The sequence below is a fragment of the Alcaligenes sp. Me129 genome, from assembly GCF_050487245.1.
GTDB lineage: Bacteria > Pseudomonadota > Gammaproteobacteria > Burkholderiales > Burkholderiaceae_B > Alcaligenes > Alcaligenes phenolicus.
Window position 1 is genome coordinate 50610 of record NZ_JBKQGX010000017.1, and the last position, 13496, is coordinate 64105.

Below are 13496 nucleotides of genomic sequence, written 5' to 3' on the forward strand. Positions count from 1 at the left end.
ATAGTAGCAAGTTGCCTTTTGACAAGCCTAAATAAAGCGATGGAAGCCATCCGCATTCGTGGTGCCCGTACCCACAACCTGAAAAATGTCTCCGTAGACCTGCCACGCCACCAGTTGGTCGTGCTGACGGGGCTGTCCGGTTCCGGGAAATCCTCTCTAGCCTTCGACACCTTGTATGCCGAAGGCCAGCGGCGCTATGTGGAAAGCCTGTCCGCTTATGCACGTCAGTTCTTGCAACTGATGGACAAGCCAGATGTGGACTTGATCGAAGGTTTGTCGCCTGCCATTGCCATCGAGCAAAAGGCAGCAGGCCATAACCCGCGTTCCACCGTGGGGACCACTACCGAAATCCACGATTATTTGCGCCTATTGTACGCGCGGGTCGGGACTCCTTACTGCCCGGAACACCACTTGGCCTTGCAGGCTCATAGCGTGAGCCAGATGGTAGACCAGATTCTGCAATGGGAACCTGAAACCCGTATTGCTGTGCTGGCACCCATGCACCGTGGCCTGGTTGGTGACCTGCAGCTTGAACTGCGCGGCCTGCAAGCCCAAGGCTTTGTACGGGTACGCGTCGATGGCGAGATCTCCAGCATTGAAGATCTGCCTGCACTCAATGCCCAACAGGCACACGACCTGGACCTGGTCATAGACCGTCTGCGCATTCGACCCGATAGCCAGCAGCGTCTGGCCGAGAGCCTGGAAACCGCCCTGTCCACCAGCAACGGGCGTTGTCTGGTGGTGAATCTGGACACAGGCCTGGAACAGCCCTATTCCAGTCACTACGCCTGCCCGGTCTGCGATTACTCCTTGCCCGAGCTGGAGCCACGCCTGTTCAGCTTCAACAATCCAGCAGGAGCCTGCCCGGACTGTAGCGGCCTGGGGCAAGTGGATGTATTCGACCCCGAACGGGTGGTGGCCTTTCCGGAACTGAGCCTGGCAGGCGGTGCCATTGCGGGCTGGGACCGACGCAATGCCTTTACCTACACTTTGTTGACCAGCCTGGCGGCTCATTATCACTTTGATATAGAGGCCCCCTTCGAGTCCCTGCCCGAAGCGCTACGTCGCACCGTGCTGTATGGCTCCGGCGCGGAAGAAATCCCCTTTCTCTATTTGAATGAGAAAGGCCGCACCACCGTGAAAACTCACCCATTTGAAGGGGTGATTCCGAATTTGCAACGTCGCTGGGCGGAAACCGATTCCAGCGCCGTGCGCGAGGAGCTGAACAAGCTGCGTCGCACCCAGACCTGCCCAGCCTGCCATGGCGCACGCCTGCGTCTGGAGGCGCGTCACGTCCGTATCGGGGATGATCCGATTCCCAGCCATACTGGGTGCAAGCATCATGCAGGCACCGCGTCTGCCCACTCCGCAACCCTCAATGTCGACCAGCTGTCTGACAATGCCGCACAGTGCACGCAGACTCACTCCGCAGCGCAAGGACAAGCCAAAGGTCTGGCCATCTATGAGGTCGAAGCCCTGGCCCTGTCCGACTGCCTGGCCTGGTTCGAGCGTCTGTCGCTGACGGGTGCGAAAAAAGAAATTGCCGACCGCATCGTGCGTGAAATCCGCCTGCGGCTGGAGTTTTTGAACAATGTGGGTCTGAACTACCTGTCTCTGGACCGCAGCGCCGACACCATTTCCGGTGGCGAGGCCCAGCGTATTCGTCTGGCCAGCCAGATCGGTTCCGGTCTGACCGGCGTGATGTATGTGCTGGACGAGCCCTCCATTGGCCTGCACCAGCGCGATAACGACAAGCTGATCCAGACCCTGCAACACCTGCGGGACCTGGGTAATAGCGTGATTGTGGTCGAGCACGACGAGGACATGATACGCACCGCCGACTATGTTATCGATATGGGCCCCGGCGCTGGCGAACATGGCGGTCAAATTACCGCTCAAGGTTCACCCGCAGATCTGGCCCAGAACCCTGACTCTCTAACCGGCCAGTACCTGTCCGGCAAGCGCCAGATTGCCATCCCCAAGCGTCGCCCGGTGGATGACAGCCTGAACTGGCTGCGTCTGTACGGTGCCAGCGGCAATAACCTGAAGTCTGTTGATTTGGCGATTCCGGCTGGGCGACTGGTCTGCATTACGGGCGTGTCCGGCTCGGGCAAGTCCACGCTGATCAACGACACGCTGGCAACCGCCTTCTCGCATTTGCTGCACCGTGCCCATGCCGAACCGGCGCCCTACGATCGTATGGAAGGCCTGGAGCATTTCGACAAGATCATCAACGTCGATCAAACCCCGATTGGTCGTACCCCACGCAGTAATCCAGCCACCTACACGGGCATGTTTACGGCTATTCGTGAGCTGTTCGCCAGCGTGCCCGAGGCGCGTTTGCGTGGCTACGACCCAGGCCGCTTCTCCTTTAACGTTAAAGGCGGCCGCTGCGAGGCTTGTCAGGGCGATGGCGTGGTCAAGGTAGAGATGCACTTCCTGCCGGACGTCTATGTGCCTTGTGATGTCTGCCAGGGCCGTCGCTACAACCGTGAAACGCTGGACATTCGCTACCGAGGCCGCAATATCAGCGAAGTGCTGGACCTGACGGTTGAGCAGGCGCTGGAATACTTTGATGCGGTGCCAGCGGTCGCGCGTAAATTGACTACCTTGATTGATGTGGGCTTGTCCTACATCCGCCTGGGTCAAAGCGCGACTACCCTGTCTGGTGGTGAGGCGCAGCGGGTGAAATTGTCACTGGAGCTGTCCAAGCGCAGTACCGGTCAAACCTTGTATGTGCTGGACGAGCCCACAACCGGCCTGCACTTTCAGGACATTGCTGTCTTGCTGGAAGTGCTGGACAAACTGGTTGAGTCAGGCAATAGCGTGGTCGTAATTGAGCACAATCTGGATGTGATCAAAACGGCAGACTGGATTGTGGACATGGGACCGGAAGGTGGCCAGGGCGGTGGGCAGATTGTGGTGCAAGGCACCCCGGAGACTGTTGCTGCTTGCGAGCAAAGCCATACCGGGCGCTATCTGAAGCCTTTATTGCAGCGCTAAAGGCTGTCTCCCTTAAAAGACCACGCTGTTCAGGCCTCGAGCACCAAAACATGGTTTTTTGGCGCTTTATCAATGAAGAAGAGCTCCTGAACAGCACACGGCTACTGGCTGATAGCAGGTCGCGTAACTCCACCACAGGCTGCAAGAGCTACATCTTGAAGATAGCGTCGTGCTCGCGAATGGCATGGCGGTCCGTCATGCCAGCGATGTAATCAGCAATGGCACGGGCCTGAGCAATCGGGTCTTCACGGCGATGCTCCGCCGCCAGCAAACGAGGATCATCCAGAAAAGCATGGAACAGCTCGCGCACAATGTTCTGCGCCTTGCTCATCATGCGCACCACCTTGTAGTGGCGATACAGATTCGCGTGCAAGAAGCGTTTGAGCTCATCAGCCTGCGCCCGCATATCTGGCGAGAATCCGGCCAAACGAGGCAAATGACGAATCGCATCCACGCTGTCCGGGCGATGCTCTTCCAGCTTGGCACGCGTGGTTTCCGTTAAATCCACCACTAGCGTGTTGATCATGCCGCGGATAATCTCCGCCACCAAACGTTGACCGCTCAAGCCCGGATATTGGGCTTGTACATGCTCGTAATGACTGTTGAACAGGCGCAGTTCCAGCAATTGTTCCAAGCGGATCAGGCCGGAGCGCAAACCGTCATCAATATCGTGATTGTTGTAAGCAATTTCATCGGCCAGATTGGCCATTTGGGCTTCCAGCGACGGTTGGGTGCGATCAATAAAGCGCTGGCCGACCTCGCCCAATTCACGGGCGTGCTTCAGCGAACAATGCTTCAAAATCCCCTCGCGGGTTTCAAAGCACAGGTTCAGGCCATTGAAGGCGGCATAGCGCTCTTCCAGCTCGTCCACCACCCGCAGACTTTGCAGATTATGCTCAAAACCCCCGGCCTCGGGACGCAGGCTTTGCATGCAGCTATTCAAGGTGTCCTGACCTGCATGGCCAAAAGGAGTGTGGCCCAGATCATGAGCCAGAGAGATCGCTTCGATCAGGTCTTCGTGCAAACCCAGATTGCGGGCAATAGCCCGCGCCAGCTGGGCCACTTCCAGACTATGCGTCAATCGTGTTCGAAACAAATCACCTTCGTGGTTAATGAAAACCTGGGTTTTGTATTCCAACAAGCGAAAGGCATTGCAGTGAATGATCCGGTCGCGGTCCCGCTGAAAGGCGTTACGGCCTTGGGGCGCTGCCTCTGCATAACGCCGACCGCGGGACTGTTCAGGGTGACAGGCATAAGCGGCAAGCATTTGCATAGGTTTTACTCCTGTTCCACCGTTGTAAAGCGGGCCAATGCCTGGCGTACCACATCAGGCGCGACCGCCTGCACCTTGGCATGGCCTAATTTATCCAGCAGCACAAAACGCAGCTGGCCACCTTCATTTTTCTTGTCCACCTGCATCAATTCCAGCCAACGGTCCGCAGGCCATTGTGGTGGAGTGATCGGACATCCGCTGGCTTGCACCAGGGCCTTGATACGAGCCACGTCCTGAGCAGGCAAGCCGCAGACCAGGGCGGAGAGCTCGGCAGCCATAATCATGCCGCAGCCCACGGCCTCACCATGCAGCCATTGGCCGTAGCCCATGCCGGACTCGATCGCGTGGCCAAAAGTGTGACCAAAGTTCAAAATGGCGCGCAGACCAGATTCGCGTTCATCCTGGGAAACAACTTCAGCCTTGACCTCGCAGGAGCGGCGAATCGCATAGACGATCTGTTCTTGTTCCAGCGTACGCATGGGCGCAATCTGCTCTTCACACCAGTTGAAGAAGTCCAGGTCGTAAATCATGCCGTATTTGATAACCTCCGCCAGACCGGCGGAGATCTCACGAGCAGGCAAAGTCTTAAGTACGCCCGTATCCACTTCTACAGCGATAGGCTGGTAGAACGCGCCCACCATATTCTTGCCCAGCGGGTGGTTGATCGCCGTCTTGCCGCCCACCGAGGAGTCCACCTGCGCCAGCAAGGTCGTCGGCACTTGCACAAAGCGCACGCCCCGCATGAAGCAGGCCGCAGCAAAACCGGCCATATCGCCGATAACGCCACCGCCCAAGGCCACAATCAGGGCCTTGCGATCCAGGTGACCGCCCAGCAGCGCGTCAAAAATCAGGTTCAGGGATTCCCAGTTCTTGTAGGCTTCGCCATCGGGCAGCTCGATCACATGAACAGGCTTGCCGGTTGCAGCCAGGGCTTCCTTTGCAGGTGCCAGGTACAGGGCGGCCACCGTAGGATTGGTGACGATTGCAATGGCAGACGTATCGGCTGGCACCGTGTCTGCAAGATGCACCAGACGCCCGGCGGCGATATGGATGGGATAAGCGCCACCCTGGGCGTCAACATGCACTACAGACATTTAGCAACCTCGTTCTTTCAACAGGGACAATAAGTGACGCACCGCATGATGAACTGGCGCCGAGCCAGTTTCAAAGCGGACATCTGCCACTTCTTCATAGAGGGGTTCGCGCGCTTGCAACAGTTCCTGGATGCGGGCGCGTGGGTCCGCTGTTTGCAACAGCGGCCGGTTACGGTCTCGGGCCACGCGACGGTACAGCTCGTCTACGGTGGCACACAAGTACACTACGATACCGCGATCTTTGATGATCTGGCGATTGGCCTCGGACAAAATGGCCCCGCCCCCCGTTGCCAGCACAATACCGGTCTGACGCGAACAAATATCGAGCACCGCAGATTCGCGTTTGCGGAACCCTTGCTCGCCTTCGAACTCAAAGATAGTGGCCACTCGCACACCGCTACGGGCTTCCAGCTCGTGGTCCAGGTCCATAAACTCGCGCTTGAGTTCCCGCGCCAATTGGCGACCAATGGTCGTTTTACCGGCTCCCATCATGCCTACCAAAATAATGGGGCGTGGGCCAGTCTGTTGTAAATGGAGCAGCTCGGCGTCTGTTAAGGGATCAGGATGTTCTACAGGCATCAGCTCAGCGGGTAAAGAGTGGTTCATTTGTGTATTATCCCATTAGCCTTCCCTAAGCACAGTCCGCTTGCTTAGTATTATTTTGTTACATTGATACTTGGTTTGAGGCCCAGTCCTGCTGCGTTTGGACTTTAAAATCAGCCCTAATGAGTTCCTCTTCCCGCTCCCCCAATTCTAAACCCGAGCAAAGCTCCGGTTCCTGGCTTGCCCGCCTCATCATCAAGACCTCGGTCTTTTTTGTGGGGCTTGGTCTGTGTGCCGTCCTGCTCGGGTCGCTTGCGCTGGCTTTGGCCTGGCCAAACCTGCCTGACCTTAGCGCCATGATCGACTACCGCCCCCGAGTGCCGCTGCGCATTTACACGGCGGATAAGGTGTTGATCGGCGAATTTGGTGAAGAACGCCGCAATGTGTTGCGTTTTGACGAAATTCCCGATGTCATGAAATCGGCCATTCTGGCGGCCGAGGACGATCGCTTCTACCAACACGGCGGTATTGACTGGATGGGTGTTGGCCGCGCTGCCTTGGCCAACATGACCCATATGTCCAAGACCCAGGGGGCCAGTACGATCACCATGCAGGTAGCGCGTAACTTCTACCTGTCATCGGAAAAGACCTATACCCGCAAGTTCTACGAACTGCTGCTGACCTTCAAGATTGAAGCCACGCTGACCAAAGACCAGATCCTGGATCTGTACATGAACCAGATCTATCTGGGACATCGTGCTTATGGTTTTGCCGCAGCCTCACGAACGTATCTGGGCAAGCAACTGGGCGAAATCACCACAGCAGAAGCCGCCATGCTGGCCGGTATTCCCAAAGCCCCCTCGCGCTTCAACCCCATTGCCAACTTCGAGCGTGCCAAAACTCGCCAAGCCTATGTGCTGGGCCGCATGCGTACCCTGGGCTACATCACTGAGCAGGAATACCAGGACGCGATGGCACAGGAAATCGTCGTGAAATCGGCTCTGGGTACGCCTGCAGGTGGCTACGCCATCCACGGTGAATACGCAGCTGAACTGGCTCGCCAACTGCTGTACGGCGTCTACCAGGACAATGTGTACTCGCGCGGCTTCAATATCTACACCACGATCAAGTCCACCGACCAGGAAGCGGCTTACCTGGCCGTACGCAACGGTATCCTGGATTACACCCGTCGTGCCCCTTACACCGGCCCGCAAGGCCAGGTGGATCTGCCTGCCGGTATTGAAAACGATCACGCACAGCTGGATTCCATTCTGGATGACTTGCAGGACAAGTACCCCGACACAGGCGATTTGCTGACCGGTGTGGTGCTCGATGCCAGCCCCAACCAGATTCGCGTGGCCCGTACCGCCCAGCAAATTATTGATGTCAACGACAAGCGCGCCCTGAAGATTGTCGCTCGTGGCCTGGTGAAAAACGCCAAGGCAGACGTACGCATTCAGCGCGGTTCCGTGGTCTATCTGTTCCGCAATGGCGATTACTGGGAAGTGATCAATATGCCTGCGGTGCAAGCGGCTTTTGTGTCGGTACGCCCGCAAGACGGCGCTATCCAGGCCATGGTGGGCGGTTTCCACTTCTCGGACGGGAAGTTCAACCGCGTCACGCAAGCCTGGCGTCAACCCGGCTCGGCCTTCAAGCCCTTTATCTACGCCTCCTCGCTAGAGCGCGGTCTGACTCCGGCCACGCAGATTTCAGACGAACCTTTTGTTCTGACCGCGGCCCAGACCGGCTCCAAGCCCTGGACACCCAAGAACTACGGTCGCACCTACGAGCCCATGCTGACCATGCGCCAAGGTTTGTATAAATCCAAAAACATGGTGTCCATCCGTATCATGCAGGCCGTCGGTCCCAAGTATGTGCAGGAATACGTGACCCGCTTTGGTTTCGACAAAGCCCGTCAACCCGCCGTGCTGCCACTGGCTCTGGGCGCAGGTAGCGTAACGCCCCTGCAAATGGCCGGTGCTTACTCGGTCTTTGCCAATGGCGGTTACCGCACCGAGCCCTACCTGATCGATTACGTAACCGACAGCACCAACAAAGTCATCATGCGTGCCAAGCCCATTGTGGCCGGTGATGCGGCTGCCCGTGCCATCGACGCCCGTACGGCTTACGTCATGAACGATTTGCTGCGCGGTGTGGCAACTTCCGGTACTGGTGCCCGTTCCTCGCGCGAATTGAAGCGTACGGACATTGGTGGCAAGACGGGTACCACCAACGACTCCCAGGACGCCTGGTTTGCCGGTTACACGCCAGATCTGGTCGGTATTGCCTGGATGGGCTTTGACAAGCCACGCAGCCTGGGTTCGGGTGAAACCGGCGGTGGTGCTTCCATGCCTATCTGGATCAACTACATGCGCGCCGCGCTCAAAGACAAGCCTATCGTCCCTCCAGGCCCCATGCCTTCCGGCCTGTCGCGCATCAATGGGGACTTCTACTTTGACGAATTCCCACCCGGACAAGCGATTGCCCGTGTTGGTCTGCCCGCTCCAGGTGACGGTGCCCTGCAACAAGGCGGTAGCGATCAAAGCGATGGTATTGGCGACCTGCTGCGGCAACTGGACTCTGACTCCGGTTCTTCGGGCACGCAAGCCCAGCCCTTCGTCCCCTTCTAAATCCAGTACCCAAACGCCGGCCTAGCCGGCGTTTTTTATGCTTTGCCCCTCACAGTGGCATAATGTTCTGCATTGTCTGCACTAGCTCAACACCTTATGAACAAACTACGTTCCTCCCGCCTGCTGGCCTTGCTGGCACTTAGCGTTTTTCTTAGCGCTTGCGGCTACAAAGGCCCCTTGTACCACCCTCCTGCGCAGGAAGCAGCGGACGCCCAAACAGCGCCGCGCTGATTTCCGCCCTGCTCGCTTAACCTCTGTTATTTGACGACACCATGACCGTTGCACCTCACTTCCAATTTCAGAACAACACGCTGCACGCCGAGCAAGTTCCCCTGAACAAGCTGGCTGAAGAATTCGGCACCCCTCTGTATGTGTATTCCCGCCAAGCCTTGCGCGACGCCTGGGAGTCCTATCGAGTGGCAGGCCAGGACCGCAAGTTGTTGGTGTGCTACGGCATGAAGGCCAACTCCAACCTGGCTATTCTGCAAGAATTCGCCCGTCTGGGTACCGGCTTTGACATTGTCTCGGGCGGTGAGCTGGCCCGTGTCATCGCCGCCGGTGGCGATCCAGGCAAAGTGGTGTTCTCCGGTGTCGGCAAACAGGTTTGGGAAATTGAAGCTGCCCTGAAAGCAGGCGTGAAGTGCTTCAACGTCGAATCCGAAGGCGAGCTGGAGCGCGTTGCACAGGTTGCTGAACGCATGAATGTGAAAGCGCCTGTTTCCTTGCGCGTGAATCCGGACGTGGATGCCCGCACCCATCCCTACATTTCCACCGGGCTGAAAGACAACAAGTTCGGCGTGCCTATTGATCAGGCTCCCCGCATCTATGCACGCGCCCAAGAGCTGCCCAGCCTGAATATTGTGGGTGTGGATTGCCATATCGGCTCACAGATTACCGAAGTCAGCCCCTACCTGGATGCGCTGGACAAGCTGATCAAGCTGATCCTGGCCCTGAAAGAGCAAGGCGTGAACCTGACTCATCTGGATTTGGGCGGCGGTCTGGGCATTCGCTACACCGACGAAACCCTGGTGACCCCTACCCAGCTGCTGACCGAAGTATTCGCCGCTCTGGACAAGAACGGCCTGGGCCATCTGGAAATCGTGCTGGAACCCGGCCGCTCCATGGTGGGCAATGCCGGTGTGCTGCTCAGCCGCGTGGAATACCTCAAGCATGGCGAGACCAAAAACTTCGCCATCATTGATGCCGCCATGAACGACTTGATTCGTCCCACTCTGTACGACGCCTGGCACGGCGTGGAAGCGGTAGAGCCTCGTCCAGTGACGGAGTCCACTCCCCGCTACGATCTGGTTGGCCCCATCTGCGAAAGCGGTGACTGGCTGGCTCGTGACCGTCAGCTGGATCTGAAACAGGACGATCTGGTCGCTATCATGTCCGCCGGTGCCTACGCCTTTACCATGGCCAGCCAGTACAACACCCGCCCCCGTGCGGCTGAAATTCTGGTCGACGGCGATCAGGTTCATGTGATCCGCCCCCGCGAAAGCCTGGAAAGTTTGTTTGCCACTGAACGATTGCTCCCTTAAAGGCGGGCAAGAATGCAGGTAACAACCATTCAGCCTTAAAGAACTCTCGAATCTGACCGTAAAACAGGCCGGGACTGCGCTGCCATCAGCAGGCATCGCAGTCCCGGCCTGTTGCGTCCTGTCCTAGCCAGGAACGCACAGATTTCGCTGTCAGTGGCCAGACAGTTCGATGGTAAGCGCTGGAGGCTGTACCACCATCATGACCACCCCAGGGATACCGACACACGGCTTTGAGCCTGTTACTTCGGCCAGCGAGCGCCTGATTCGCGGCTTGAGTCTTTACGTCATCCCTTTGTTTCTGATCATGCTCACTTTATGGGCATTACTGTTCCTGCCGAATCGCTACCCTACCGTTCCCGGTCAAAGTTTGGGCATTCAGGCGCTGGCCAGCCAGCAAGAGCATGCGGATCCAGAGTTACTGACGCAATTGGAAAATGCCCCGACCCGGCAACGATTGCACCTGAGCGAGCCCCATTGGCTGCTGCTGACCCTGCCCGCCCCCTTCCCCCAACAGGACCAGGTCCTGCACTTTCCGGCCTCCCCGATTTCCTCGCTGCACTGCCAAGACGCCCGCAGCGGCCAGGCCCTGCGTAACAGTGAGCTGGACCCGCCTACCCCGCTGTCACCCGCCCCGGTAAAAAGCTACACCCTGGAATTAGGCCAGGCGAACCACCCCGACACCGTGCTGTGCCGTGTCGAGACCTCCCGCCCCACCCTCCTGCAAGCTCAGCTCTGGGCCAGCGCTGACGTCACCCACTCCTCGATCCGTCTTAGCCGTGGCATAGGGCTGCTGGAAGGCGGCTTGCTGACCATGGCCATGTTCATGCTGGTGCTGGCCGCCACCAACCGCGCCTGGATCTACCTGCTGCTGTCAGTCTGGCTGATTGGCAACCTGCGCCTGGGTTCGATGGCCATGGGCTGGGATACCCAGTGGCTAGGCCAGATTCTGCCCTCGCAGTACATGCCGGTGCTGCGCCAGGTGACCATCGCCTGCTACTTCATCCTGAGCTATTCCCTGTTTACGGTATTGCTGGGCAACTCGATTACTACCGCCCGCCTGCAACGCTTGCTGCCTACGGTGGGCATACTGGGCCTGATCCTGTTACCCGTGTCCCTGCTGGCCCCGGCGTCCGTGTTCCAGCCCGTCATGTGGGTCAGCACCATCTACGCGCTGTGCTGCGTCTCTGCCGTGCTGCTGTCCGTCCTCCTGCACACCCGCTCGCGCATCTTGCTCTGGCAACTGGTGCTGCTCAGCATGGCCCTGTGCATGCTGATTTCAGCCATCTTTCTGGTGGCCTTTGGTCGCTCCAGCTTTGTAGAGAACTTCAACGGCGTCATCGCCTTCCTGCTCTCCAACCTGATGGTGGCCCTGGCCGTGGGTGAACGCTTGCGAGAAGACCGCAGCGAATCCCTGCGCGCCCGTAACGAACTCATGGCCCACTACCTGCTGACCCCCGTCGGCATGTTTACCCTGAACGAGTCCGGCGTCTTTCTGCGCATCAGTCCCATTCTGGCGCGCATGCTCAACATAGACGCAGACCCGAACGAAAGCACCATACACTGGACCAATTTCTTTCCCGAACAAGACTGGAAAGCTGTCGCCCAAAGCACACAAAATGGTCAGGACGTGACCATTACCTACTACGACGCCGATGCCCAGCCCTGCCAATTTGCCTTGCGTGTGGCCATCGTCAATCAGTGCATCGAAGGATCTCTGCAAGACATCACCGCCCGTGCCGAGACCTACCGCCAACTGCGCCTGATGGCCGACAACGATCCGGTTACCAATGTCCTGAACCAGCGCGGCATCGAAAAAGCACTGGACGGCCTGCTCAGCCGCAGCCAGGACGACAAACCGTGCCTGCTGGCCTACCTGGACCTGAACCACATCAAATATGTGAACGGCACCTTCGGCCATTCCTCGGGCGATGCCCTGCTGCTGAAAGTCTGCGAGCAACTGGAATCCGTCCTGCGCAGCAAAGACAAGATTGGCCGCATCGGCAGCGACGAATTTGTCATCATCTTTGAAGACTGCGAACCCGACCAGGCTCGCACTCTGGCCAATAGCGTGCTGGAATCGCTGAACAAAAGCCCCTTGCTGGCTGGCAACCGCAGTTTCAACCTGCGCAGCACACTGGGGCTGGTCGAAGTCGCCCCCGGCATGGCTCCGCAAGAAGCCATCTCCGCCGCCAGCCGAGCTGCCCGCGACGCCCGCCGCCTGCATCAGGACATGATTATCTACGGGCAGGACTCCAACGTCCTGCAAGAACACGCCGAAGAACTACGTTTATTTGAAGAGCTGGAAGGTGGCTCTTCTCGCGCGCTATACCTGGAAATGCAGCCTATCGCTGCCTTGCGTCGCCCCATGGACAGCCTGAACTTCGAGGCCTTGCTGCGCGTGCGCGACTCCTCTGGCCAGCTCATCCCTACCGGCCGCATCATCGCAGCAGCAGAAGAAAGCGGCACCATCACCATCATCGATAAATGGGTGTTCTCCGCCACCCTGGAATGGATGTCCAAACACGAAGCTCAGTTGAGCAAGACCCAATGGGTCACCATCAACCTGAGCGGCGTGTCCCTGAACGACGACACCTTCATCAAATGGCTCTTCGACATCCTGGCCCGATTCGAACACCTGGCCCGCCGACTGTGTGTAGAAATCACCGAAGGCGTCGCACTGGACGACCTGGAGCACACACGTAATTTCATGCGTCGCCTGCAGAAAATGGGCGTGCGCATCGCACTGGATGACTTTGGAGCGGGGTACACCTCCTTCTCCTACCTGCGCGAACTGCCCGCCGATGCCATCAAGATCGACGGAGCCCTGATTTGCGACATGCTGAAAAAAGAAACCAACGTCGCCATTGTCCGAACCATTGTTGAACTGGCCAACAACCTAGGCATGATCAGCATCGCCGAATGGGTAGAAGACGTCCCCACCCTGAAAGCCCTGCAAGAACTGGGCGTGGACTACGTACAAGGCTTCATCATCTCCAAAGCCTGCACCCCTGCAGACCTGCTCAAAGCCCAAGCCATGACCGACTTGGTCCACGACGCCGCCGCCAGACAGTTCCTGATCGAATCCCAGGACAAGTTCCCGCCCGCCATGTAAGTAGGTAAGCGCCCAAGCCCCACAGAGGGCCTGGGTGGCAAAGGACCGCGTTTCTCACCACATTAATGCGCCTTCATTGCAAATGTCATGGGGAAGCTATAAAAGCCTTCCTGACGCCATCATCACCCCGACACCCTGCCATATAAGAGCCTGAGTCTTCTGGCCCGATCGCACCACTTACCACTGCGTAATACCCAACTCTAAATTTCGCACTTCATATCTGCTACCGCTCCGAGTGCAGGCGCGTATCTAAAGTTGGAGCAGTAAATAGATCTGAAGATAGATACAGACATCGAGCTA

8 protein-coding genes are annotated in these 13496 nt (G+C 57.9%); 5 read left to right on the top strand and 3 right to left on the bottom strand.

The features are described 5' to 3' along the window. Nucleotides 1-39: 39 nt before the first annotated feature. A complete protein-coding gene (uvrA, locus tag ACLPGZ_RS16000; protein ID WP_226349798.1) occupies nt 40-3003 on the top strand; it encodes an excinuclease ABC subunit UvrA in 2964 nt (987 codons plus the stop codon). Between the two features lie 148 nt (nt 3004-3151). Here uvrA and ACLPGZ_RS16005 read toward each other — a convergent pair whose 3' ends face one another. The 3 genes from ACLPGZ_RS16005 to ACLPGZ_RS16015 are packed head-to-tail and all read right to left on the bottom strand — an operon-like array spanning nt 3152 to nt 5976. After that, a complete protein-coding gene (locus ACLPGZ_RS16005; protein WP_060185522.1) occupies nt 3152-4276 on the bottom strand; it encodes a deoxyguanosinetriphosphate triphosphohydrolase in 1125 nt (374 codons plus the stop codon). Nucleotides 4277-4281: 5 nt separating this feature from the next. Continuing rightward, nucleotides 4282-5370, bottom strand: coding sequence for a 3-dehydroquinate synthase (gene aroB / locus ACLPGZ_RS16010; protein WP_239054891.1), 1089 nt, complete (start codon nt 5368-5370; stop codon nt 4282-4284). Continuing rightward, the gene (locus ACLPGZ_RS16015) at nt 5371-5976 is read right to left on the bottom strand and encodes a shikimate kinase (RefSeq protein ID WP_009461975.1); all 606 of its coding nucleotides are present in this window, start codon (nt 5974-5976) and stop codon (nt 5371-5373) included. 119 nt (nt 5977-6095) lie between these two features. Here ACLPGZ_RS16015 and ACLPGZ_RS16020 point away from each other — a divergent pair, with 119 nt between their 5' ends. The 4 genes from ACLPGZ_RS16020 to ACLPGZ_RS16035 all read left to right on the top strand — a co-directional run bounded on the left by ACLPGZ_RS16020 (nt 6096) and on the right by ACLPGZ_RS16035 (nt 13196). Next, on the top strand, nt 6096-8543 hold the full coding sequence (locus tag ACLPGZ_RS16020; protein ID WP_035269617.1) for a penicillin-binding protein 1A: 2448 nt from the start codon (nt 6096-6098) through the stop codon (nt 8541-8543). A 96-nt stretch (nt 8544-8639) separates the two neighbouring features. Then, nucleotides 8640-8774 carry an LPS translocon maturation chaperone LptM gene (lptM, locus tag ACLPGZ_RS16025; RefSeq protein ID WP_080655585.1) on the top strand — a complete coding sequence of 45 codons (135 nt, stop codon included), beginning with the start codon at nt 8640-8642 and terminating at the stop codon, nt 8772-8774. Nucleotides 8775-8815: 41 nt separating this feature from the next. Beyond that, on the top strand, nt 8816-10084 hold the full coding sequence (gene lysA, locus ACLPGZ_RS16030) for a diaminopimelate decarboxylase (protein ID WP_009461980.1): 1269 nt from the start codon (nt 8816-8818) through the stop codon (nt 10082-10084). Nucleotides 10085-10283: 199 nt separating this feature from the next. Next, nucleotides 10284-13196, top strand: coding sequence for an EAL domain-containing protein (locus tag ACLPGZ_RS16035; protein WP_239054893.1), 2913 nt, complete (start codon nt 10284-10286; stop codon nt 13194-13196). Nucleotides 13197-13496: the final 300 nt, after the last annotated feature.